This is a genomic window from Microcoleus sp. S13_B4 (assembly GCF_036700885.1).
Taxonomy (GTDB): domain Bacteria; phylum Cyanobacteriota; class Cyanobacteriia; order Cyanobacteriales; family Microcoleaceae; genus Microcoleus.
In genome coordinates this window covers 38,571-62,469 of record NZ_JAUBPU010000001.1, presented here as the reverse complement: position 1 = coordinate 62,469, position 23,899 = coordinate 38,571, and the positions used below count along the sequence as shown (strand labels likewise).

General features: G+C 46.2%; 20 protein-coding genes and 1 pseudogene. 16 read left to right on the top strand and 5 right to left on the bottom strand.

Translation table 11 applies throughout. The features are described from left to right. Nucleotides 1–271 precede the first annotated feature (271 nt). A complete protein-coding gene (gene cbiD / locus QT994_RS00265; RefSeq protein WP_333171243.1) occupies nt 272–1,393 on the bottom strand; it encodes a cobalt-precorrin-5B (C(1))-methyltransferase CbiD in 1,122 nt (373 codons plus the stop codon). A gap of 125 nt (nt 1,394–1,518) precedes the next feature. Between cbiD and QT994_RS00260 the strand changes: the two genes are divergently transcribed. The 4 genes from QT994_RS00260 (at nt 1,519) to QT994_RS00245 (ending at nt 8,421) form a co-directional block, all read left to right on the top strand. Further along, nucleotides 1,519–1,716 carry a hypothetical protein gene (locus tag QT994_RS00260; RefSeq protein ID WP_333170734.1) on the top strand — a complete coding sequence of 66 codons (198 nt, stop codon included), beginning with the start codon at nt 1,519–1,521 and terminating at the stop codon, nt 1,714–1,716. 398 nt (nt 1,717–2,114) lie between these two features. Beyond that, complete coding sequence (locus QT994_RS00255; protein ID WP_333170733.1) at nt 2,115–3,548, top strand: MFS transporter; 1,434 nt, start codon at nt 2,115–2,117, stop codon at nt 3,546–3,548. Between the two features lie 631 nt (nt 3,549–4,179). Beyond that, on the top strand, nt 4,180–6,975 hold the full coding sequence (locus QT994_RS00250) for a phospholipase effector Tle1 domain-containing protein (protein WP_333170731.1): 2,796 nt from the start codon (nt 4,180–4,182) through the stop codon (nt 6,973–6,975). 243 nt (nt 6,976–7,218) lie between these two features. Beyond that, nucleotides 7,219–8,421, top strand: a complete 1,203-nt coding sequence (locus QT994_RS00245; protein ID WP_333170729.1) for a catalase — start codon at nt 7,219–7,221, stop codon at nt 8,419–8,421. 272 nt (nt 8,422–8,693) lie between these two features. Here the strand turns inward: QT994_RS00245 and rpsD are convergent, their stop codons facing one another. Beyond that, nucleotides 8,694–9,302 (bottom strand): 30S ribosomal protein S4, encoded by a 609-nt coding sequence (rpsD, locus tag QT994_RS00240; RefSeq protein WP_193975783.1) that lies wholly within the window; start codon nt 9,300–9,302, stop codon nt 8,694–8,696. A 195-nt stretch (nt 9,303–9,497) separates the two neighbouring features. Here rpsD and QT994_RS00235 point away from each other — a divergent pair, with 195 nt between their 5' ends. Next, nucleotides 9,498–10,127: a hypothetical protein gene (locus QT994_RS00235; RefSeq protein ID WP_333170726.1), complete on the top strand. Its 630-nt coding sequence runs from the start codon at nt 9,498–9,500 to the stop codon at nt 10,125–10,127. Between the two features lie 109 nt (nt 10,128–10,236). Beyond that, nucleotides 10,237–10,584, top strand: coding sequence for a rhodanese-like domain-containing protein (locus tag QT994_RS00230; RefSeq protein ID WP_333048344.1), 348 nt, complete (start codon nt 10,237–10,239; stop codon nt 10,582–10,584). Nucleotides 10,585–10,841: 257 nt separating this feature from the next. On the opposite strand, the pseudogene QT994_RS00225 reads toward QT994_RS00230, so the two are convergent. Then, nucleotides 10,842–11,066 (bottom strand): annotated as a pseudogene (locus tag QT994_RS00225) (AAA-like domain-containing protein); the annotation flags it as partial. A 440-nt stretch (nt 11,067–11,506) separates the two neighbouring features. On the opposite strand from QT994_RS00225, the gene metK reads away from it, so the two are divergent. The 5 genes from metK (at nt 11,507) to QT994_RS00200 (ending at nt 19,084) form a co-directional block, all read left to right on the top strand. Then, nucleotides 11,507–12,769 carry a methionine adenosyltransferase gene (gene metK, locus QT994_RS00220; protein ID WP_333048345.1) on the top strand — a complete coding sequence of 421 codons (1,263 nt, stop codon included), beginning with the start codon at nt 11,507–11,509 and terminating at the stop codon, nt 12,767–12,769. 207 nt (nt 12,770–12,976) lie between these two features. Then, nucleotides 12,977–14,149 (top strand): family 10 glycosylhydrolase, encoded by a 1,173-nt coding sequence (locus QT994_RS00215; RefSeq protein ID WP_333170725.1) that lies wholly within the window; start codon nt 12,977–12,979, stop codon nt 14,147–14,149. Between the two features lie 459 nt (nt 14,150–14,608). After that, nucleotides 14,609–16,525: a HEAT repeat domain-containing protein gene (locus QT994_RS00210; RefSeq protein WP_333170722.1), complete on the top strand. Its 1,917-nt coding sequence runs from the start codon at nt 14,609–14,611 to the stop codon at nt 16,523–16,525. 88 nt (nt 16,526–16,613) lie between these two features. Continuing rightward, entirely contained in the window at nt 16,614–16,955 is a 342-nt protein-coding gene (locus tag QT994_RS00205) for a hypothetical protein (RefSeq protein ID WP_333170720.1), read from the top strand. A 110-nt stretch (nt 16,956–17,065) separates the two neighbouring features. Next, a complete protein-coding gene (locus QT994_RS00200; RefSeq protein ID WP_333170717.1) occupies nt 17,066–19,084 on the top strand; it encodes an ATP-binding protein in 2,019 nt (672 codons plus the stop codon). Nucleotides 19,085–19,405: 321 nt separating this feature from the next. Here QT994_RS00200 and QT994_RS00195 read toward each other — a convergent pair whose 3' ends face one another. Next, nucleotides 19,406–19,591, bottom strand: coding sequence for a ribbon-helix-helix domain-containing protein (locus tag QT994_RS00195; protein ID WP_332952640.1), 186 nt, complete (start codon nt 19,589–19,591; stop codon nt 19,406–19,408). Nucleotides 19,592–19,801: 210 nt separating this feature from the next. Between QT994_RS00195 and QT994_RS00190 the strand changes: the two genes are divergently transcribed. Then, nucleotides 19,802–20,284, top strand: a complete 483-nt coding sequence (locus tag QT994_RS00190; protein ID WP_333170715.1) for a hypothetical protein — start codon at nt 19,802–19,804, stop codon at nt 20,282–20,284. Nucleotides 20,285–20,436: 152 nt separating this feature from the next. Here the strand turns inward: QT994_RS00190 and QT994_RS00185 are convergent, their stop codons facing one another. Then, the gene (locus tag QT994_RS00185; protein WP_333170712.1) at nt 20,437–21,330 is read right to left on the bottom strand and encodes a hypothetical protein; all 894 of its coding nucleotides are present in this window, start codon (nt 21,328–21,330) and stop codon (nt 20,437–20,439) included. An 83-nt stretch (nt 21,331–21,413) separates the two neighbouring features. Here QT994_RS00185 and QT994_RS00180 point away from each other — a divergent pair, with 83 nt between their 5' ends. The 4 genes from QT994_RS00180 to QT994_RS00165 form a co-directional block, all read left to right on the top strand. Further along, on the top strand, nt 21,414–22,016 hold the full coding sequence (locus tag QT994_RS00180) for a hypothetical protein (protein WP_333170710.1): 603 nt from the start codon (nt 21,414–21,416) through the stop codon (nt 22,014–22,016). Nucleotides 22,017–22,280: 264 nt separating this feature from the next. Then, nucleotides 22,281–22,781 carry a hypothetical protein gene (locus tag QT994_RS00175; protein WP_333170709.1) on the top strand — a complete coding sequence of 167 codons (501 nt, stop codon included), beginning with the start codon at nt 22,281–22,283 and terminating at the stop codon, nt 22,779–22,781. Further along, nucleotides 22,778–23,197 carry a type II toxin-antitoxin system VapC family toxin gene (locus tag QT994_RS00170; protein ID WP_333170704.1) on the top strand — a complete coding sequence of 140 codons (420 nt, stop codon included), beginning with the start codon at nt 22,778–22,780 and terminating at the stop codon, nt 23,195–23,197. The genes QT994_RS00175 and QT994_RS00170 overlap by 4 nt, the downstream gene beginning before the upstream one ends. A gap of 109 nt (nt 23,198–23,306) precedes the next feature. After that, on the top strand, nt 23,307–23,899 hold a 593-nt coding region (locus QT994_RS00165; RefSeq protein WP_333170702.1), incomplete at its 3' end, for a tetratricopeptide repeat protein.

Here is a 23,899-nt window from a genome sequence, read left to right as displayed (position 1 = left end):
ACTACAAGACTGAGGAAGGCGAGGAACCATTAGTCGCTAGGAATAAATCTTATTTATACTAGATTGCAGTCAGCGCTCGTAGTCCATTAATAGGGTCGAAGGCAAGCATAGATTTACTTCAATCCTTACCCTAATTAATTGAACTCTGGCGTCAAAAACTGCGTCCCCAAGCAACCTAGTATAATTAAGGTCTAGGGACAAAGAATTATTACTTGTTAAATATTATCCCTGAGCGATGTTTTAAACAGAATTCAGGGATATTCACACTACATTAACAAATTTGGGTCAAAAATGTATCTCCTATATCACTTTTAACAATAATTTTGCGATCGCGCCCGAACATCACCGATCCCACGGGGATGTGCAAGTTAGTGTGAGTAAAAATGCAATCCGATGACCGCAAGTCTATTTGTCGGGCGATGTCGCTGTAAATTCGATCGACCCAATTGCTGCCAGTTTGGGCGTCTAAAGCCCGCAGTTGCCCGAGAGCCTCTTCGGCTGTCGCTGCGGCAAAAATTGCGGAACACGCATCAGCAGGCATTCCAGCTTTAGCACAGTAAGCTGTGAGAATTTCCCTGCGCCCGTCAGCGAGGTGGTGGTGAGTGTGAAAAATTCCCGCCGCCAATTTCATCAGTTTCCCGTGATAGCCAAACAGCAAAATTGACTGCACGCCCTGATATCCTGCTTCTACCAGTAGCGGGCCGAGCCAGTTAGCGGTTTTGACTAGCCTCTCAGGATTAATCCCCAGTTGTCGCGCCAAATCCAAACCGTTTTCGCCGATGCAGAAAACTAAACAGTCAAACAGTTCGGCTTTTTGTTGCAGTTGTTCGCGGTAAACTTCCAACTGTCCAGGGGCACTCAGCGGTTGAGAAATGCCAGTTGTACCCAGCAGCGAAAGTCCTTCTACCACGCCGAAAGCTTCGTTAGAAGTGCGGGTGGCTAGTTGTCGCCCAGACGGCAGAATCAGGGTGACAGTAATTTTTTCGGACGGTGAGTGTTCTCGGCTCAGATTCGATCGCAATAGTCGCATTGCGTAATCATAGATCGCCGCCCCTCCACCGACTGTGTGACGCCCTATACCTTCACCGCCGAGAATCACAATCTGCTCTCCCTCTTCCCAATTCCCCAATTCCACCATTGCCCAAACGGGGGTATTGCGAGTCAGATCGAGATTGTCCCCCGGATCGGAGCGAGTCACTCCTAAAGCGGTACCAGTTTTGAGTACAGACGCCTGTTCGATCGGAATTTCTGCCGTTATTTGCGGTTCCAGTAAATTTATTGATACGCTCTCTAGAGACTGAATACCCTCACGCAAGCACCGCAAAGCTGCAAGTGCTGCCGCACAGGCAAATACTGGCAATGTATACCCGGATACAGGTTGAGTTTTGGTCACGCTCAAATGCAGAAATACGTAAAGTTGCCGGCGATCAACATCACGCCTTAGCACTGATACCCCTCAAACACTTAAGTTTAATTCTAGGGTTTGCTATTATCAGCATTTAGCGTAAATTTTGTCAAGTGATAATTTTGTCCTGCCAATTGCCGATCGCAGCCACACTTTTGTTGAGGTGCGTTAGCGAAGCCCTCGTAGAGGATCGCCAACAACCCACTCAGAACCCTTACGGGCACGTGCGGGGGATTTCCATAAACAACCCGGAATCTCGATCGCCAGCGCTGGGACTGAACAAACGGCTTCCAGGAATTAGGTACAAATAGTTAGCAGCCGGTCTACTCGGCAAGTCGATCGTCCTTCATTCTATAGATTTAGCTAGCCGTAAAGATGTGAGAGCCGAGTCGAGGAGCTCGCGCGAAATTTGTTTTGGCCCTTGGGGCCGCTTGTTTGAGGCGGAATTTGAGCAATTTTTGGCAGGCGAAATGCTGCGATCGCTTCCTTGTTAAGCGCTAAAACCTACTTTTTGACAATTAGCGAATTTATATCTCCCAAGCGGTTGATGTCCTAGCGATTGCAAGTCATTTATATTGATATGAATTACCCGGACGTGCCAGTCCTACTTTCGAGCTAACCTCTTGAAGGTGGGGCTGGTTTTATCTAACCCTGTTACTTCAATTCTACAATTTAAAATCTAAAATCTAAAATCTAAAATCTATTGACTATGTTTGAACCAGTTGCACAGTTAAATGAACCTCTATCTGTTCAGACTCCAGAAATACTAGACAAGAAAATATCTCAGCTCGTTCTATATCCAAAAACAGATATCAAAATTTCTAAACAAGAGGTTCGATCGACCCTGAAAGCCTCAACTCTAGACGGCGTTTTTGCCAGTGTCTTCGAGTCTGCGACCACCGGCGTGCTGCTGAGCAACTTCTTGCTGCAACTCGGCGCAAGCAGCGTGGAAATAGGTATATTCTGTGCTATTCCGATGGTGGTCAATCTCCTGCAACCATTAGGAGCCTACATCGCAGACCGTACAACCAGCCGCCACTGGTACAACCTAGGGATTTTCGGGGTGTCGCGGCTGTTGTGGCTGGTGCTGGCGGTGGCAATTGTTTGGGGTTCCCAGCACCAAGACTCACACCAACTGCTGCAATGGACGCTGCTAACAGTTGTAGCAGCTAGTGTGCTGGCAGCTTTTGCCAATTCTAGCTGGTTCAGTTGGATGGCTGCTGTGGTTCCTCAGCGCTTGCGGGGACGCTATTTTGGCTTTCGCAACAGTGCTGTTAGCTTCATCACTTTGCTGGGAGTGCCGTTGATGGGATGGGGCGTGTCAACTTGGGGCGCCGATCCAATTTTTGGCTACGGTATTGTTTTATTGGTGGGTGTTTTGGCGGGAATGATTAGTTTGGGGTGTCAATTCTTCATGGTTGATGTGAATCCCCAGGTATACAAAAAAGATGCAAAGAACGATCAACTTACAGAGAAAAAAGAAAAGCAACTAACAGATTTTGTGCCTTCTGTGCTGAAAGATTCTAATTTCTTAATGTTTATTCTTTACTTCAGCGTGTGGACATTTGCAGTGAATCTCAGCGCTCCTTTTTTTAATATCTACCTGCTGAAAGAATTAAGTTTGGATGTGAGTTTGGTTACGATTTACACCAGCTTAAGTTCCGGCGCAAATCTACTGCTGCTGATGTTTTGGGGCAAGTTGGCCGATCGCTGGGGAAATCGCCCGCTGCTAATTGCGGTGGGGCTGGTGGTGGCGATAACGCCTTTGCTGTGGTTGGGTACGGGCAATTACCCGTTTTCGGTGTGGGTGTGGCTGCCGCTGCTGCACTTGCTAGGGGGAACGACTTTAGGGGCGATCGCGCTGTGTAGTAACAATATTCAAATGGAGATAGCGTCGATCGAGCAACCTTCGACTTATTTTGCGATCGCCGCAGCGGTTTCTGGATTAGCTGGGGCTTTGGGAACTACCGCCGGCGGCTTTCTTGCCGAACTTCCCGGTATGAGTTTGGGTTCACTGTTTACCCTCTCGGCTGCTGTGCGGCTATTCGGCTTGCTGCCTTTGATTTTGGTGCGAGAACCCCGCAGCTTGTCGCTGCGGTCGATCGTCCCCACTTTTGGACTTTCCAAATTTAACGACGGCTAGGAAATTTTCGCACAAATTTACCGATCGAGAAACCAGAAAAGCCCACAGATTGTTAAAAACTTCAAGCAGAGCGCAGAAAATCTGAGAGTGACTGAAACAAATTTTAACCCCAAACATCGCCCAAATCTGCTATCTGTGCGGCAAATACCTCACTATTATCTTGCAGCCAACTGACAAATCGATCAAATATAGCTGTTTTAAAAGCTGACAAGGCAGAGCAGAAATGTGTTTAAAGGTTTGTTAGCTAGGGCGTCGGATCACTACTCCCGTTAGGAGAATCGAGCATTTTCCCAGAACCAAACCTACGATTTCACGCTCTGAATTTTTTACGTTTTAGGAGAATCGAGCATTTTCCCAGAACCAAACCTAGGAACTCACGCTCAACTTTTTTGCTTTAAGAAATATAAATAAAATTCACATTTTAATACAACAAACTCAACTAGGTGGTGTTTTGGGACTAATATCCTGAGAAGCGAAATAGCTAAAGATTGCCCAGCCACATAACAATTTCGAGCAAAAAATTAGCAGCGATCGCCTGACGCGATACAAAAAGGGGAATTGGCAATCTCAAGTAACCGATTACCAAAGACAGCTCGCTCTCAAATTTCCGATTCAAAGAGAGAATTAAAAAATGAAACGTCTGATCGTTTGCTGTGATGGCACTTGGCAACAACTAAATAGTAGTTACCCAAGTAATGTGATTAAACTTGCCCAGGCAGTGAAATCGACCGCCAGTGACGGGGTTCCGCAAATCGTGTTTTATGACGAGGGAGTCGGATCGGATAGTAACAAGATTTTGGGCGGAGCCACTGGACTGGGAATCGATAGAAATATACAAGATGCCTATCGTTTTCTTTCTCTCAACTATGAGAAGGGTGACGAAATCTATCTCTTCGGGTTCAGTCGCGGTGCTTACACAGTCAGGAGTCTAGCAGGGATGATCCATTGCTCGGGCCTCCTAGCCCGCCCTCATATTACCAGGGCATCAGAAGCTTACGAGCTTTACCGTAACCGAGACATAAAACCAAAGGATCGGGTAGCAGCCAATTACCGCCAAGATTATGGCGATCGCGTCCCGATTACCTTGCTTGGTTGTTTCGACACCGTTGGAGCCCTTGGTATTCCTGTTCTACCCGCCTTCAAGAAGTATGACGAACAGCTCAAGAAAAGGTACAGATTCCACGACACCGCTTTAAATAAATCGATTCAGAATGCGTTGCATGCCGTGGCGATCGACGAAGTTCGCGAAATCTTTGATGTTACGCCTATGAAAAAAAATCCTGATGTTGAGAACCAGCGGGTTATTCAAGTTTGGTTTCCCGGCTCGCATATCTGCATCGGCGGTGGAACAGAAGAATACAGTGGGTTATCAGATGCAGCCTTGCAGTGGATGTTGGATTCAACCCGTAACCTTGGATTGGGGCTTGAATTTGATCCAAGTGCCATCCCCACAGGTATCAATCCTAATTATGAGATTGATTTTAAAAATGATCCAGGGATCTTCAAATTGGCAGGAATTAAGTTCCGCGAGGTGGGCGATGCCATTGAGGATCTTCATGAAAGCGCAATCAAGCGTTTGGAACGCCGCAAAGACTATCGCCCCAAGAATCTAAAAAGCTTTTACTCAAACTTAAATCCCAGTGAAGAGGAGAAAGAAAAATCCATCAAGCTCCCGGAAGAGAGGGTTAGCAATCAATCGCATCTACAAGAAGGAAAAGGAAAAACAATTATGTCTTCAAACAGAGACACATCTATATCTTCAAAAAGAGACACGTCTATGTCTTCAAAAAGAGACACATCAAGAGACGGATTGAAAAACAAAGTCGAGACTTTCCTTTTAACTAACTTAAAACCGTTTTGGAACTTCATTCAAAGCAACGAGGGGCTAAGCAAAAAAGTTAACAAAACTCTGATTAACAATGCCATTCTAAAAATTCCAACTCGCCCCTATCCGTTTAGTGCCATGTCTCCCTACACCTCTTGGGATTCATTAAACGATCGCACTTATTCCGGACTCCAACTACCGCCTACGGATTGGAAGCCCTTAACGAAGAAAAACTACATAGGGGTTAATTTAGCCCCCACAGAAAATTTTGTAAAGAATCTTCCCGATGTCAAGGAACTGGAGGTCTTGTATCGGAAAAGAGGAGAGACTAAATACTCGCCCAAATCCTCTCTGATTTTCCCCTATTTCGTGCAATGGTTTACCGACAGTTTCCTGCGAACCGATCGGCTTGATCCCCGCAAAAATAGCTCCAACCACCAAATAGATCTGTGTAACGTCTATGGGTTGAACGCAAATATTACTCGCCTGCTGAGGTCTCATCAAGGAGGAAAGCTAAAAAGCCAAATTATTAATGGCGAAGAATATCCACCTTTTTACTATGATGAAAACGGACAGCCTAAAGAAGAATTCACCGGAATTCCCCATCTAATAGTCGGTGAAAACGAAAAAAAATCTGACAAAATCCCCTATGAAAAGAGACAAAAACTCTTTGTAATGGGGATAGAGTTAGAGCGCGTCAATGTGCAAGTGGGCTATGTAATGCTCAACGTTCTTAGCTTAAGAGAACATAATCGCGTGTGCGACCTCTTGGCAAGGAACTATCCAACTTGGGATGATGAACGCCTTTTCCAAACCGCCAGAAATATCGTGATGGCAGAGTTTCTGAAAATTGTGCTAGAGGATTATATCAACCACATTACTCCCTATAACTTCCAATTCTTCACAGATCCCCCAGCATTTAATAATGAAAAATGGTATCGCACCAATTGGATGTCGGTAGAATTTACTTTGGTTTATCGTTGGCATAGTATGCTGCCCGATAAGCTCATCCACGACGGCAAAGAAATGTCTATGCCGGAGACGATGTGGAACAATGATATGATTATCAACAAGGGTTTGGGAGCTATGTTTGAAGAAACTTGTTCCCAACCAGCAGCGCAATTGAGTTTATTCAATACGCCTGAGTTCCTAATTCCAACGGAGACAGCCAGCATTCGTGTAGGTCGTGAGGCGAAATTAAGAAGCTACAACGATTACCGCGAACTGTGTAAGTATCCACGGGTTACTGAATTCACTCAAATTACTAGCAATGAAGAAGTCCAAAAAGAATTGAAACGATTGTACGGTCACGTAGACAACATTGAGTTGTATGTTGGACTTTACGCAGAAGATTTGCGGGCAAATTCAGCCTTACCTCCTTTAGTAGGACGACTGATAGGAATTGATGCCTTTTCTCAAGCTTTCACCAATCCTTTATTAGCAGAAAATGTCTTTAATCCAGAAACTTTTTCACCAGTAGGTTGGGAAGAGATTATGAATACCAAGACCCTCTCCCAGGTGCTGAACCGTAATGTTCCTCTTCCTCGCGGTAAAAAAGAGTACAGAGTTTCTTTTTATAATGAGGGTTGGAAACGAGCTTAAGGCTCTGACTGAACACGAGTGGGGTTACAAATTGTAAAGTGTACGCCTTTCTTTCAAATGTATAACTCCCGTTCAATAATAGCCAACAGTCGCAGTGGTGAGTTGTTCGCGGTTTATATGATTACGCAATTAACCCCGAACAACTTACACCTGAGTTCCCTCGACATCCCGTTAAAAATCCGGTAAATTTAAACGGGAAAATGCCAACCATTATCGCCAAAATCAGCTTTTAAAAGGTTATTTATGAGCAAGAAGTTATTTACCGAATATCCCGAACAGGACGAACGCAAATACTACGATCTTTTGGTTGAGCAAGCCAAGCTTCGGATGGATAATCTTTACGGGAATAAGGAGCGGGCGCTGCGAGATACTCACGCCAAAACTCATGCGTGCGTTAAAGGAACTCTGGAAATTTTTGACTTTGATGAGGAAGCGATTAAACGGGAATTGGGCAAACGCGCTTCGTTAACTTCTTCACAACTGAATGCGATTTCCCTTAAGCAAGGTTTGCTAGCAAAACCCAAAGAATATCCTGTTTGGTTGCGATTTGCTAACGGGGCTACCAAAGTATACCCTGATTACCAAAAAGATTCGCGCTCAATATCAGTGAAAGTGATGGGGGTGGAAGGGGAACGACTGGCGCAAAGCCACGAGTCAAAAACCCAGGACATCATTGTTCACAATTCAGAAATATTTGTGAGCCAAACCATCAAAGATTACTACGGCTTTTTTTCGGCTCTGGTTGAATCACCAGAGGCATTGAAAAAGTGGCTAATTCGACATCCCAGACACTTTCTAGCGGTCTCGACGCTTACGGGTAGCCGGACTCCGAAGAGTTTGCTAACAGCCAAATATTGGAGCGGTTCACCCTCTGCTTTGGGCCTCAATCCCGATTTCGATCCTTCCCAGCCTGGTGTAGTTCCTGTCGAATATCCTGCTGTAATTAAGTATGGGTTTACTCCGGTTTCATGCAAACCACCGCACGAGATAATTCCAGAAGAATCTCGACCGGGAATTCCTAAATTTCCCTTTCCCTCTCGCGAAAAAGCCTTGGGTTTCGCTCCCAAACAACCAGACAATTATTACCGGGAGAATCTAATTCAAGCCTTGGCGGAACCTGATGCCGAATACTGGTGGGATTTTGGCATTCAGTTCCAAACGAGCCTAAAAATGCCGATCGACGATGGCATCAATGTCTGGAAAGAACAGGACTCACCATTCTTGAGAGTAGGTCGTCTCACCGTGAAGCATCAGATTATTGATTATGAAAAACAATCTGATTTCAACGAAAACCTGAGATATTCTCCTTGGAACGGCTTAGCAGTCCATCGTCCAGTAGGTGCGATCAATCGGATACGCGGTGTTGTTTACCCCGTTGTAGCGAATTATCGCCTTCAAAAGCGAGGTCTTGTCCACCAAGAACCAACAGGAGAAGAAACTTTTTAAGGGAATAATTTGAGGCTGGGACATCATTTAATGCCATCAGCCAGGTGTCGTCTGAGTACATAGCCACTCAAAGAAGTTAACCAGCGAAACCTTCAAAAAATCCCATCCCTTTTTAGGGGGTGGGATTGTTGAAAATTATTAATTTTTAGTGATCAGTCCTTAGTCCTCATTATTCAGTAGCAATTAATCAATAACTGGGTTCGTACCCAATTATTAATTATTCTGCTAGCAACCAACTGATGACTAATGACCAACGACTGATGACTAATAAATTAGGCTTGCCGTGAGTAGTATTCCACCACTAGCAATTCGTTAATCTGAAGAGCAATCCACTCGCGTTCGATAACGCCGTTAACTTTGCCAATTAGTTTTTGCTTATCAAATTCCAAGTGATTCGGCAAGTGAGCCAAGCCTGGGTCTTTGAGATTAGCTTCTACCATTGTGCGCGAGCGCTCTCTATTTTTGACCGCAACTACATCACCAGGCTTGCACTGATAGCTGGCGATATTGACTTCACGGTCATTGACAGTTATGTGACCGTGATTTACCAATTGTCTAGCGGACGGAATGGTTGGAGCCATTCCCATCCGAAACACAGTATTGTCCAAGCGCATTTCCAAAAATTGCAGTAACACTTGACCTGTGGAGCCCGTGACACGGCGGGCTTTGCGGACGTAACGGAGCAGTTGGCGTTCCGTCACACCGTAATTGAAACGGAGTTTTTGCTTTTCTTGCAAGCGAACCGCGTACTCAGAGAGCTTTTTGCGGTTTTGACCATGCTGTCCGGGCGGATAATCTCGTCTGGGGGTTTTGCGGGTTAGACCCGGCAACTCTTTCAGGCGACGGACGATTCTCAATCGGGGGCCTCGATATCGAGACATTTATTTTCCTCTCTAATATCTGTATGCAATTTTATGCAGACTCTATATTATAGGTTGGTAACGGTCAAAATTCCAACAAAGATCGATAAAAAACGATCGACCGCAGGGCGATCCATACTGTGCGGTAAATTCTGAAGGAAAAGCCGATCGATCGATCGCCCCAATCAGCCAAAAAAACTCACTACTCGATCTGCCATGCACAACCCCAATTTTTCCCGCACTTCTTCCCCAAAGCCAACACCGACAGGCTCCAGCCATACCGGGCGCTGGATATTGGCTCTCGGCACGCAGCTAGCAGCACTTGGTTTGTTAGCCACAGCACTACCCATCTCACCAGCATCAGCCATCACTATTAGAATCCCTCGCTCTAGGAATCCCTATCGCGTCTGCGCCTTGGAACTAATCGACGCCGGAGTGGGAGCAGAGGCCGCCGCCGCCGCTTGTGCTGATGCCCTCCACCCCCGCGACATATCTAAATGCGCTCTCCAAATCAACCGCAAAACCAATATTTCGGGTGTCGAAGCGCTCTCTAGCTGTCGGCAGGTGAGGCGTCCCAACGAATTGGCTACTTGCGTAGTGAATATTAACAGCAAAAGTCGAACTCAACCTGCGGCTCCCCTGCTAGTTCTCGATGGATGTCGCCGCAGTTTATTGCCACAACAGTTTGCTGAATGCGTAGTCGGTTTGAGCGGCAGGCTCGAATTTCCCACTGATCGGTTAATCGCCACTTGTCTTGACCCCAGGGACAGCGTGAGCCAGTTGGACGGGCGTCCTGCACCTACCCCTCCTGTGGAGCTAATTCCACCGCCTTCGCCCGTCAATTAATCACTGTTAACAGTTGACTGTTGACTGTTGACTGTTGACTGTTGACTGTTAAGTGATTCATAACTAATGACAGATGACTAATGACTAATGACTTCTTTTTTATAATCAAATGTCAGAAATTTTTGCTCAAATTACAGTCGAAGAATTAGGTAGCCAATTAGCCACAACCAATGCTGAGAAATTGCAGCTTGTAGACGTGCGGGAACCTTACGAAATTGAGCTGGCTGCGCTGCCGGGATTTGTAGCTTTTCCCCTGAGCGAGTTTGCAGAATGGTCGGGTGAAATTGACGCTCGACTCGATCGCGACACAGAAACCCTAGTTCTGTGCCATCACGGAGTGCGATCGGCTCAAATGTGCCATTGGTTAACCGAGCGAGGATTTACCAATGTTAAAAATATCGTTGGTGGCATCGATGCTTACTCAATGATGGTCGATCGAACCGTCCCCCGCTATTAAATATTGTTGAGTCCCTCGCTCGCTAGGACTTGGTTTGACAAGAAGCGGTTTTCAACCGCCGCTTCGGATCTTTGACCAGCCCAAAAACGGATACAAGCCCCCGACTTAAGTCGTGGAAAGATAAAAATTTTAGACCCTAGTTCAAGCTCCCAGATTTATCTGTGGGGTAAATCTAAAATCTAAAATCTAAAATCGACTGACCTTCGAGAGTTTTAAAAGTAAAAAAAGCAGCTTACCTTGCTGCTCATATCTTCATCTCATAATTCATCTAGATTTGGTTCGAGTTTGAGTGGGCGAGCGACATTGACACAAAGCCAGCGCAAAAATTGATCTAAACTAGCAAAAAACGGTGCGTCGGCTTGCTGAAAGTCTACAGTTACTGTGCGGTATCCACGATCAACCACCGCGTGAATTATCCGCAGCATCAGAGAACTTTTGCCCATTATTCTAGGAGCTTTCATGGGAATTAGGCTCCCGGCTTTGCTAGTTTCTTCGCCAGATCAGGCTTCGGCCCCTGATCGATCGATATAAAATGGAGAGTCAAGCGGTATGGGGCCGCCGGGAAAATCTAGCTCGGCAACTGTTTGGATCGAGTTTGGTGATTTTTGGAGTCCTGCCATAGTCATTGCACCAGGCAATACCCTGACTGTATCTTACCTTTGTCAGGTTAGGAGCTAGACGAGCGGTGTCCAAGATCGATCGACAATCCTACAAAATCTAAGTTTTTAGGGACTTCCCGGAACTGACTTTGCTATAGTAGTGTCACTTTACCCAATCTCAAATCCTGCTTCAACACGGCTCTGCAGATCGACAAAAATTCGACGGTAGCCCAGAGGCGCTCATTCTTGGCCTTTACCGGAAAAATAACTCGTCGGTCGTCGAGGTCGCGCAGGAAGAGCCCCTATCTAAGGAGAAATAATCATTGTCACGTCGCTACCTGTTTACCTCTGAATCGGTCACTGAAGGCCACCCCGATAAAATCTGCGATCAAATTTCAGATACGATTTTAGATGCCTTACTGACTGAAGACCCCAAAAGCCGCGTCGCAGCCGAAGTTGTCGTCAACACGGGCTTGATGCTGCTGACGGGCGAAATTACCACTAAAGCTCAGGTAAATTACATAGAATTAGCCCGGAAAAAAATAGCCGATATTGGCTACATCCACGCTGACAACGGGTTTTCTGCCAATAGTTGCTCAGTGTTGGTGGCTCTTGATTCTCAGTCTCCCGATATTGCTCAAGGGGTGAATACAGCCCACGAAAGCCGGGAACAATCGAGTGAAGAGGAATTGGACGCCATCGGCGCTGGCGACCAAGGCTTGATGTTTGGTTTTGCTTGCAACGAAACGCCGGAATTGATGCCTCTGCCGATCAGTTTAGCGCACCGGATTTGCCGTCAACTGGCCGCAGTCCGCAAAACCGGTCAGTTATCTTACCTGCGTCCCGACGGCAAAAGCCAAGTTACAGTCATCTATGAGGACGGCAAACCTGTTGGCATAGATACGATTTTAATTTCTACGCAGCACACCGAAACGATCGGCGACCTCACAGAAACGGCCGCAGTTCAAGCCAAGATCAAACAAGACCTTTGGACTGCTGTCGTCCAACCAGTGTTTGCCGATATTAGCGTGAAGCCGGATGCAGAAACTCGCTTCCTTGTCAACCCCACAGGCAAATTTGTGGTCGGCGGGCCTCAAGGAGATTCGGGTTTGACGGGCCGCAAAATTATTGTGGATACCTACGGCGGCTATTCCCGTCACGGCGGCGGTGCTTTTTCTGGGAAAGACCCCACCAAGGTAGACCGCAGCGCGGCTTATGCTTGTCGCTACGTGGCTAAAAATATCGTGGCGGCTGGTTTGGCCCAAAAGTGCGAAGTGCAGTTGAGTTATGCGATCGGCGTTGCGCGGCCTGTTAGCATGATGATCGAAACTTTTGGCACTGGAAAAGTGGATGACGATCGCCTTTTGGAAGTTGTGAAGCAGCATTTTGAACTGCGTCCTGCGGGCATCATTCAGGCATTTAACTTGCAGAATTTGCCTGCTGAAAGAGGCGGCCGTTTCTATCAAGATGTGGCGGCTTACGGTCACTTCGGACGCACTGATTTAGATTTGCCTTGGGAGGAAACTGATAAGGCGGAACTTTTGAAAGAAGCTTTGAGCCAGAAGTTGTCGGGAGTAGCTGGGTAGTACAATTTGGGGGTGCGCGTAGCGCACCTTATCCATAAATACTATTGGGTGCTACCAATGAATGTAGGGTGCGTACTCCGCACCTTATCCATAAATAATATAGGCGGTTCTTCGGTACATCTTATCCAGAAATAATATCGGGTGCTACCAATCAATAATAACGTAGCGGGTTCAGTACCCACCTTCAAAGGAAAAAAGAATAAATAAATGGGATTTTTCACACCTTTCCAATCAGCAATTCGCAGTTTTGCCTCTTCCTTCCAACAGCAGTTGGCGACTGGATTTTCGGCACCAAATCCAGCAACGCTGCCAAGTTCGTTTGCGACTAACAATCCTGGTGGAATTCGTGGCGTTTGGATACCCACCACTGACTGCAAAGTTCTCACATCAAAAGAGCGAATTGCTGAGGCAATGGACTTTCTCGCCGATACGGGATTTAATACCGTTTTTCCTCTAATTTGGGGCCAGGGTTATACGGCTTATCCTTCTAAAATTATGCGAGAAAAATTTGGGGTGGAAATTGACTCGCGCTATCAAGGTCGCGACCCCTTAGCAGAAATATGTGTTGAGGCAAAGAGAGTTGGTTTAAAAGTTATTCCTTGTTTTGAATACGGATTTGTGAGTTCTTACAATCGCAATGGCGGTTATTTGCTGGCGAAAAAACCTGAGTGGACCGCCCGTGATGCTAGCGGCAGTTTACTTAAGAAAAATAACTTTGACTGGATGAATTCTCTTGACCCGGAAGTGCAAGACTTTGTGCTGGGGTTGATGCTGGAAGTTGCTAAGAATTATCCGGTAAACGGGGTTCAAGGAGACGATCGCATTGCGTTTCCGGTAGAAGGCGGTTACGACGAAAAAACGGTTAAACGCTATCGAGAAGAATGCGGTAGAGCAGCACCATCGGATTGTAAAGAGCAACATTGGGTGCAGTGGCGTGCTAATATTATTACTGAGTTTGTAGCTCGTTTACACCGAGAAGTGAAAGCTATTAATCCTGATTTGTTGCTATCGATGTCGCCGAGTCCTTATGACTGGGGACTGGTAGAATATTTGCAAGATTCTAAAGCTTGGGTTGACAAAAACTTGGTCGATCTGTTTCACCCGCAGTTTTATCGCCGCGATTTTAATGCTTACAAACAATTGGTCGATAAACTGATCGGGGGACAGCTTAGCGGGCAGCAAGTAAAGTGCGTGTCGCCCGGTATTTTGTTGACGAATCGAGCTAGCAAATATAGCATCACTCCCGAGCTGTTGTTGCAAGTAATTGCTTACAACCGCTCTTGCGGGATTCAAGGAGAAGTGATGTTTTTTTACGAAGGTTTGCGAGAGAACGATAACGCTTTGGCTAAGGTTTTGAAAAAAGGGCCCTATGCTCGTTGAGAGATTGTCCCGCAATCAAGCTGTTTCCGGTTGGCTGCGGTCAACCGTGCCGATCGCTATTTCAAACCAAGTTGGTATAAAATAAGATGTTACACCATTCTCAATAAGCTTTTATTAACAGGCAAGATGCCTGTTCCACAAAGGGGGAATTTTCTTGTGGAACAGGCATCTTGCCTGTTGCTGACAATGGTGCACGATGTGAGCATAAAATGATATAGCAGAGCTAGGCCAGTTAAAAGCGCAGCGATGCCAAGCAGCAAGCGCTACTAATTGTCAAGGTGATTGCCCAAACAAACCCAATAATTAATAATTGGGGAGTTGCAAAAATAGTGGAATAAGACATATTTTAGAAGTGGGTGCAAGCTTTTTTTTAGAAGTAGCGTTTTGTAGACGCCATATTTTTTAAAGACAGTTTAAAAGAGCAATCTCAACCGCTCGCCAAAATATTAGGATAAATCAGTGAACTCAGCAGCAAGCCTCATCCAACAGCTACCCGAGCTCAGCGATGCTCAATTCCATCAAAAATATTTGAAACAAAAACAAGGGATGCGAACCTTGGCGACTATATTGCCGCAAGTAGAACAGCAAAGTCTGGCTTTGCGGGCAGTAAAATTAGCTCTCAAAGTCAATTTAAAACTCGGCTCGAAGCTAGCAGGAACGGTAAAGCCAGAATTTCAAATAGCCACCATAAAATTAATCGAAAAAATCCCCACTTCGCCACTGCTCAAAATTCAACTGCTGGCCCTAACAAGTTCCGATATGGCAATTCCGATGCTGGTGGCCGCATTGAACCACAAAGAAAGTGCAGTGCGCGTTGATGGGATTCGAGCGATCGGAAAAATAGGCTCCGAAGCAGCAGTAATTGAATTAGCCCGATCGCTCGAATCCCAAGATTCCCAAATCCAAGCTTGGGCCGCTTGGGCTTTAGGAGAAATTGACTCGAAACCAGCCGCCGTAGCACTGCTCAAAGCCATCAAACACCCAGAGTCTAGGGTGCGCGCCTGGGCTGTTTGGGCCTTGGGCAAAATTAACCCGAAAACAGCCGTCCCCGCGCTGCTGAAAGCCCTCAAACACCAAGATTCGGAGGTGCGCTGGCGGGCTGCCGTCAACTGCGGGAAAATCGGCGTCTCTGAGGTAGTTTCCGGGCTGCTGAATGCCCTCAGAGATGAAAATCACATCGTCCGCGCTAGGGCCGCGGCGGCTTTGGGGAAAATCGGCGATTGTGAGGCAGTACCCGGCTTAATAGAATTGCTTCACGATGATCCCGACTCCTATGCAGTTTCTTTGAGGGCCGCCGAGGCTTTGGGACAAATTGGCACGGAAACGGCTGTGGCGGGGCTGGTGCAAGCCCTCAACCATGACGACTCAGACGTGCGCGGCAGTGCAGTTTCTGCCTTGGGAGAAATCAGCAGCGAGGTGGCTATGGTGGCGGTAATTCGATCGCTCTCGGATCGAGATATTTTCGTGCGCGGCAGGGCGGCGGTTGCCCTCGGGAACATCAATACAGAGGGAGATGCGAAATTGCCAAAAATGGTGGTCGCGGGACTGGCGAGCGCAATTGGCGACAGCGAATCTTATGTGCGGTGGAGAGTTGCTGCTGCTTTGGGGGAAATAGGGACAGAGGAAGCTGTGGCAGGTTTGGTGCGGCTGCTGGGGGACGAAAATTCTGGAGTGCGCCAAAAGGCTGTTAAATCCCTCGGTCAAATTGGCTCAACGGCTGCTATTTTGGCTCTGGAAACAGCTTTAAATCGCGAATTTGCTGACGTTCGTGCCCTGGCAGCCCAATACTTGGCGGATGTCAGGACTGAGGCAGAAACAGTTGATTTTGAGCCCTCAGTCTCTGCAGATTTCTCGGATGAAAAACTGCCGGAAATCCTGATTGCTTCGCAAGTAGAAGCCAGCCAATACATTGTTGAGCGCCCTGCGCGACGCGAGATTAAATACCTGATCTCGATCGGCAGTCCGGGTGTGCCCGAACCCAAAACTTTTGATCAAATCCCGAACCGGATGTGCCTGGAGTTTAACGACCTCGACACCCCCGTTGACGACCCCGATCAAATCTTGCCTACCCTTGAGGATGTACTGAAAATTATTGACTTCGCCCTCAAAATGTCGTCGCAGGGAGGCAGTTTGCTGATCTGCTGCCAAAGTGGGATCAGCCGTTCAACGGCCACAGCTTTGACTGTGTGTGCTGCGCTGTTGGGTCGTGGCAAAGAACGGGAAGCTTGGGCCTTGGTACTCGCCGCCAGACCCCAAGCCAAGCCGAATCGCTGGATGGTACAGTTGGCCGATGAAGCTTTGGGTAGAGACGGTAAGCTAGCACTGGCGATCGAATTGACCACCACAACTCCAGAACTCGCAATCGCCAACAGTTGACTGGCAGAAACCGGGTTTCTTTTCGCAAGCCCTACAGTTATACTCAACTAACAACACTTCACGTCAGACAAGTCTGTGCGGGGCAACGATGCCAAAAGTCGATCGCCAGGGTGCAAAAGTTCGATCGGCTGCTGTGTTTATGACATTCTGTGCTAGAAAGTCGTCGGATGCTCAACAAAAACCGTCAAGCAATCGTCGCATTGCTGACAGCAAAACTCCAAAGCTGAGGAATCGGGTGCATTGTCAACAGACAATATCAGCTTGGGGGAACTCACAGGCAAAACATATCAGCCAGAATTTTCTGGCTGTAACATTCCAGGCGGGGATAATTAACTGCCCGGATAAATTTTTCTTTTTTTGCCTGCTGCAGGCTTTTACGAGTCGAAAAAGTAATGTGGCAACAGCCATCAACAGCCTAATTATCTATTAGACATCAACCGAATTTAAGTTTCTCCTCTGACTCGACAAGAGTTTTAGATACTTTTTCGCCGATGTCTACTAGAAAATAGACAAGCTTTTCCGTTTGGAGAACTTAAGAGCGTGGTAGATTTTAACAGAATACAGCGGTTGCATATGTCAAAAATTAACTTGCTCAAAAAAACAGGGGACGAAGCAAGTCTATCGGTTGCCGTTTGGGAAGGCAAAGGGGAATTGAATCCCGACTTAGAACCATTTAACCAGCAGGAAAAGCCTGTATTAACGCGAAAGGTTAACAAAAAAAATAGCAATGTAGGTAAACTGATGCCGCTCTTTTTTTCCGAACAAGTGGCTTCTGTAGAAACCGCGAACCAAAAAACATCCAGCCAGGATTTCGTAGAAAAATCTTCCTTCAAACTTAGCAAAAGTTGGCCATCTAAAATTGGTCGTTGGCCCATCCATCAAAAAATTGGTGGCGGGTATTTGCTGGCAATAGGAATCGGCTTTCTTGGCTCCCTGAGTGGACTGCTAATCGCCGACTACTACCAAGGACAAGGAGTAAACCAACTCAATGATGCTCACCTGCAAGCGCAATTGCTGGGCAATTTTAAAGATGCAGCGCTGGCGGCGCAATTGCAGGGAGCACAGCTCGATTCTTTTGTAGACAATTCAGCCAAACTACAATTGCAAAAAGAGCAGTTGGTCGCGAGTATTACTAAGGCGAAAAACCTGCGCTTGCAAATAGAAAACTTTGCCGACAGCCAACCTGCATGGCTGGCCGCAGAACCTGCGACTCTCAAAGCTTTACTGCAAGATTGCACAGAAAATTTAGAATCCTACGCCGATACTCTCCAGTCAAGCTTGCAGCAAATCCAGCGATCCTCTTCGAGGGCTTCGCTAACGCCATTATCGCCACCGGAGATAGAGTCGGCCCGAAAATTGTTGGGGACAAAAAGCGGAGAAGGTGCAAAACAGCTCGACAACCGCCTTCAGGAATTGAACAAAATCATTAACATTGCCCAGCAGCAAGAGGGGCAAGGCGGTGTAGTGATGGAGGAGGCTCAAGGAATCGAAAAGGGGATAATTATCATTAGTATGCTACTGTCGGTAGCAGTGGCTGGAGTTGTGGCTGACCGCACCAGTCGGGCGATCGCCAAACCTGTTATCAGCGTCACGAAGGTCGCCGAACAAGTAGCCGCCGAGTCTAATTTTGACTTGCGAGCCCCCCTCACGGCACAAGGCGAAATAGGCTCTCTGGCTGTCTCTCTCAATCACTTAATCGAGCGAGTTTCCGAACATACAAAAGAGTTGAAACAAGCTAAGGAAGCGGCAGTCACCGCTAACACTGCTAAAAGCCAGTTTTTAGCAAATATGAGCCATGAATTGCGAACGCCTTTAAATGCGATTATCGGCTACAGTCAACTACTTTCAGAAGATGCCCAGGATGCGGGATTTGATGAGTTTGTACCCGACTTGCACAAGATTCAGAAGGCGGGTACGCACCTGCTATCTTTGATTAACGATATCCTCGATTTGTCAAAAATTGAAGCGGGGGGGATGAAACTCGAAATCCAGGAATTTGACATCGAATCCCTGGTTGACAATGTTGCGAGTGCCGCGAAACCCTTGGTAGAGAAAAATGGCAATGTTTTGGAGATTGAGTGCGATCGAACTGCGGGTATCATTCACGCAGATTTCAAAAAAGTGCGGCAGGTTTTGATGCACCTGCTGAGTAATGCTGCTAAGTTTACCAAAAACGGCAGGGTGAAACTGAGTGTCAGGCGCCTTGAAGGAAGTGGCAAATTGAATGCAGTAGATCGATCGGCGATTGACGATTCAAGCCCCGCCGATGAAACTCATTCTGCGGCGATCGCTTGTCCCCTGCTGAATGTTCAAGAGTCGGATTGGATTTGCTTCTCTGTTAAGGATACCGGAATTGGAATGTCGGAAGAACAACAGCACAAATTGTTTGAAGCTTTTGTGCAAGCTGACTGTTCAGCAACGCGACAGTACGACGGCGCGGGATTGGGGCTGACACTCAGCCGCTACTACTGTCAGATGATGGGTGGGGAGATTTTGGTGGAAAGCGAGGAGGGGAAGGGGTCTATTTTCACTGTCCGCATACCTGCAGGAAACGGGTGATGTGATGTTTGGGCCAGAGATTTAGGGGGTAAATAGAGGGGCGAAAATTTATGTTTCAAACCTCTGGTTTTGTGTCCAAATGCTTTAATCTGGCTAGTGGGGCGATCGCACTCTATTAATTCTAATTGGTTATTTGGCCAATTCAAACAGCACAAGCCGCTTGCTCCTGAACTCCAACCTAAATCGATTCCGATAAATTTCATTTAGTATTATTGAACCGCGAAGACGCGAAGGACACGAAGGAAGAAGAGGGAAGAAGAAGGAAGAAGTAGATAAGGTTCTACCGGGAACGGAGTAAAAGATCGATCCTACAAACTGCACTCAACTTTTATCTTGTTTCTCATCGGATGGTGGGGACTGTTTTTGCATTTGTTTTTGGCGTTCTCTCACTGCTTGTTCCAAAATGAATGCTGACAAGCCACTGATTGAACGGCGTTCCTCATTTGCCCACTCTTGAAGTAGGTCATAGATTCCTTCTCCTATCGAGGTTGATATGCGTTTAGACATTAGAGGTTAATTGTTTCTTATTTAAGCCGATCGTCATTGTCCAGTATTTTAGACAAGATTGTCGACAATGCAGCATAGTGTTGCATTATGCTGCATTGTGCGCTATATTCTTAGAGAGTCAAAAGCCAGCGCTGAACTTTTGCAGGGCCCGCGCTGGCTGATGGTTCCCCAAATACAAGGAGACAATCCACATAAAAGGAGACTATTACTATGGTAAAGCCTGTGAGCGACGGCAGCGAATATAACCGCGGCTATCAACAAGCTTTGAATGATTTTGGCATCACGCAACTGCTGTCGGGTATCGGCAGTTACTCGGATGAGGATTTTGAGGCCGATCGCGCGCGCATGACTGGGCCAGAGATCGAAAGCTGTGCGGTGTTTCTGATTCTGCGCGTCGGGGCGAATCTCAAAGGTAGTACGATCGCCCGCTACCTCAACACTCTCAGAAAAGCCAATTCTCCGACCATCGCCGATCGCCCCGCGATCGAACTCAATTCAAATTCGCGAGGGAAAACACCTGAAAAGTCAAAGCAGGGCGATCGCACTTCTTGGGCGATCGTCCGAATTTTACCGAATGCTGAGCACTATACAATTGCGCGTTTTGTCAATCGCCAAGATGCCGACGATCGGCGGAGGGCTTTGTGTCGGTTTATTCCAGAGGGTGTGTTTGAGGTTGTGTGCGATCGGGCTTAATCAATAAACACAAATCCCGTAGGGTTCACTAAATCCAGATCCCCCTAAATCCCCCTTAAGAAGGGGGACTTTGAGCGCTATTGTCCCCCCCTTCTTAAGGGGGGTTAGGGGGGATCTCGACTATTTTGGCATCCAATCAACCAGCCCCAAATTTATTTAGAAGGTTGAGAAGGTTCGGGACTTACAATTAACAATTGATCGCCGGATTGACTTTGTTGAATGGCAATCACTGGCGGGCGAGCTTTAGGGTTTGTTTGCTGTTCTTTTGTTAAAGCCGGAAACAGATAAATCCAGTTTCCTCTTTCCAAAAGCAACCGCCAAACTCTAGGTTCTTTGGGGTTAGAAGTATCCGTGTCTGCCTTGCCTAGCCAGTCGTCAAATAAACCTTTATCGCCAATGAATTTATACTTTTCTAGAGTAAGTTTGTCATCAAAGACATTATTGAGCTTTCTGCCTAAAGCAATATTATCTTCCTTGGCGACTAAAGTAACTACAGGTAAAGTCGAAGTTTCGCCCGCGTCGCGTCGGGCATCGGCAATACCTTGGTGGTATGCTGACCAAAACAACACTAGCAATACCCAACCGACGATGATAATTTCGTCAACGAGCGATCGCAATAATTTGATTGAGTTATATCTATTGACATTAAATTGTTGCCAAGAGTTCAGGATGCGGTAAAGCCACCTGAATCTTCTGCCGTAAGGATAGGAAAGCCACCGTGTAATTGTGCCATTAATTTTAGCAGCAACTGTCTTGTTTATACTATTAACCAGCCACAAACTGAGGTAAATCGCCAGGGCTGTCAGCAGAAGGGCGATCGCACTTCTGAGTATTGTCCAGCCATCACCTAAAAACACCTGAAGCGGTACTAGGAAAAACGATTCTACTGGTAAATCGAGGGTAATTACATTTAGCTGAAAGCAGTAAAAATAAGACCAGCGATAAATCCAGCCGGTGAAAAACAAAGCGGCACCGAGTAAGCCAACAACACTGGCAAAGTTGCCTAAAATATTCGATTCGGGAGTAGGTTGGGGAGAAGCGGTCACGGAATCACCTTCAAGGGATGTGGAGTACAATTTTAGGACAGTAGCACGGGTAACGCTTATCCTTGAAGGGGGTCTAGGGGACGATGAAACGCAAAACACTTTCATTTCTAGTTGTAGCACTTTTTACGGTAACAGCGGGTATGGCTGCACAAGTTAATGCGGCCAGTCAGGAAGTCCAGAAACAGAATTTGCCATCGGTACAAGCAGAGGCTAACGCTAGTGGGCCGATACCCGTAGCGTTGCCGACGGATGCAAAAATTTCTATGAAAAAGGGCACACCACAAAGCGGTAGAGTTGTAGAGATTGACGAGAAAACGCAAAAAATATCGATTCAGCGAGGACGGGACAAGGTATCAATCCCCTTGAGTCAAATTGATAAAATTGTGTTTTCCAAAACTGCGGTGGTTTATTACAGTAATGGGGGGCCAATTGTTCGGGGCGATGGCACTCCAGCGAAAGGCCGTCCAGAGACTTGGCGGGGTATTCCCATGAACGCTTTTCGTTTGCTAGATCCGAATCAAGGTCAAGCGGAGGTGAAGCTAGAGTCTGTTCTTTCTCTTGACAAGTTGGACAGTCTCAGGTCAGTTATGGTTGGAGATGGGAAAAATAAACGACAATTTGTCGTGGAAGAAATGCAATTTGATGTGCAGAAAAAGACGATGACAATTGCAGCGACTCCCTCTTGAGTCCGTCGGGAGGTCAGAAACCGGGTTTTTTTAGGAAAATATTACGTGCAGCCTGCAGATTCCATAAAAAACCCGGTTTCGAGGAGTCGGAGTGCGTAATTCCTGTCTATTTCACTTCAAATCTTGCATCATTCTCGATCTTGCAGTCCTCGGTCGAGGACTTAAGCTTTGAGGCAGGGGTTTTAACCGTTGCCGGACTGTTGCAACAAATGTAAAATATGAGTGGCACTAGAATTAAAATCCCAACTCTCTTTACTAAAACCAATGGAAACCATAAATCTTAAAGAAGAAGTCCGCAGCTTAATCGATAAATTACCTGAAAACTTTACTTGGTCTGACCTGATATCTGCAATTTATCTCAGGAAAAGGATGCCATCTCAATCAATTCAAGTTAAAGGTATCACAGAAACAGTTGAAGCAGAAACTTTGCAGGAAGCTGAAGCATCTTCGCCTACACCTAGCCGGTTTGGGACCGAGCGAGGAATAATTACAACTTCTGATGACTTTGATGAACCGCTGGAGTTATTGCCATCACCGTTAGTCGATCGCTTGCTTGAAAAAGCTAAAGAATTGACTAAAGTATCTGCTGAATTAACTGAAATCATTGCTAAGATTGAGAAAGAACGCCAGATTGAGCAACCTCAAAATTTTTGGGAAGCAATCCAAAAGTTTCGTCAAGAAAACAATCTAGAAGAAGCAGGAATTGAGGCAGAAGTTTTTGAGGGACTCAGAGATTCATCACCAGGGCGCGAGGTTGTTTTGTGAGTTTGCGATTTTTATTAGATACTAACGTACTTTCGGAACCAACTCGACAAATTCCGAATGCAAATGTGGTCAAAATGTTAGAGCGACATAAAGAAGAAGTTGCGACGGCAACAGTTGTATTTCACGAACTTTTATTTGGGTGTAAGCGACTTCCTGAATCAAGGAAACGTCGAATTCTAGAAAGTTATCTCTATGAGACAGTTCGAGTTCAAATTCCTCTGTTGCCTTATGATGCTAATGCTGCCATCTGGCACGCGACAGAAAGAGCGCGTCTCTCCAGTATTGGAAAAACCCCATCATTTGCAGACGGTCAAATTGCGGCGATCGCTAAAGTAAACGAATTGATAATTGTGACGAACAATGTTTCAGACTTTGCAGATTTTCTCGACTTGAAAATAGACAATTGGTATGTGTAAACATCGCCTTATTATTGCACAAGCAATGGTAGAAGGGATACCAATATTAAGTAAATATTCTGCGTTTGATGCCTATTATATTAATCGAATTTGGTAAACCATGAAAAAGATGAAACGAATTATTAGTAGTGTTTTGGTTTTGGTTTTGGGTGTGTGTCTGACTCCTCTGAATGTGCCGCTGATGGTGCAACCGAGTTGGGGGCAAAGTCGAGATTCACAGGTTGAAGAAATAAACAGACTTATACAAGAAGCAAGGCAACAGCAACAGGCAGGAAAACATCTATCGGCAATAGAAACATGGCAACAGGTTCTAGCCATTGCACGAGCATTTAAAGATAGAAAAAAAGAAGCCTTAGTACTCAATGAGATTGGTTTTAACTATCAGAGCATCTCCCAACCGCAAGAAGCATTGAAATACTATAACCAAGCTTTACCAATTAGGCGGGAAGTGGGTGATCGCGCAGGAGAAGCTATTACTTTACATAATATTGGTGCAGTCTATAACAGTATCGGACAACCGAAAGAAGCTTTGAAATACTTTAACCAAGCTTTACCGATTCTGCAGGAAGTGGGTGATCGCGCGGGGAAAGCTACTACTTTGAGTAATATCGGTTTAGTGTACAACAGCATCTCCCAACCGCAAGAAGCATTGAAATACTATAACCAAGCTTTACCAATTAGGCGGGAAGTGGGTGATCGCGC

What these genes read in the sequence shown, in the direction of transcription:
- QT994_RS00255 (WP_333170733.1), top strand. Translation starts at nt 2,115, where the DNA reads ATGTTTGAACCAGTTGCACAGTTAAATGAACCTCTATCTGTTCAGACT.
- QT994_RS00250 (WP_333170731.1), top strand. Translation starts at nt 4,180, where the DNA reads ATGAAACGTCTGATCGTTTGCTGTGATGGCACTTGGCAACAACTAAAT.
- QT994_RS00245 (WP_333170729.1), top strand. Translation starts at nt 7,219, where the DNA reads ATGAGCAAGAAGTTATTTACCGAATATCCCGAACAGGACGAACGCAAA.
- rpsD (WP_193975783.1), bottom strand. Translation starts at nt 9,302, where the DNA reads ATGTCTCGATATCGAGGCCCCCGATTGAGAATCGTCCGTCGCCTGAAA.
- QT994_RS00235 (WP_333170726.1), top strand. Translation starts at nt 9,498, where the DNA reads ATGCACAACCCCAATTTTTCCCGCACTTCTTCCCCAAAGCCAACACCG.
- QT994_RS00230 (WP_333048344.1), top strand. Translation starts at nt 10,237, where the DNA reads ATGTCAGAAATTTTTGCTCAAATTACAGTCGAAGAATTAGGTAGCCAA.
- QT994_RS00215 (WP_333170725.1), top strand. Translation starts at nt 12,977, where the DNA reads ATGGGATTTTTCACACCTTTCCAATCAGCAATTCGCAGTTTTGCCTCT.
- QT994_RS00205 (WP_333170720.1), top strand. Translation starts at nt 16,614, where the DNA reads ATGCCAAAAGTCGATCGCCAGGGTGCAAAAGTTCGATCGGCTGCTGTG.
- QT994_RS00195 (WP_332952640.1), bottom strand. Translation starts at nt 19,591, where the DNA reads ATGTCTAAACGCATATCAACCTCGATAGGAGAAGGAATCTATGACCTA.
- QT994_RS00190 (WP_333170715.1), top strand. Translation starts at nt 19,802, where the DNA reads ATGGTAAAGCCTGTGAGCGACGGCAGCGAATATAACCGCGGCTATCAA.
- QT994_RS00180 (WP_333170710.1), top strand. Translation starts at nt 21,414, where the DNA reads ATGAAACGCAAAACACTTTCATTTCTAGTTGTAGCACTTTTTACGGTA.
- QT994_RS00175 (WP_333170709.1), top strand. Translation starts at nt 22,281, where the DNA reads ATGGAAACCATAAATCTTAAAGAAGAAGTCCGCAGCTTAATCGATAAA.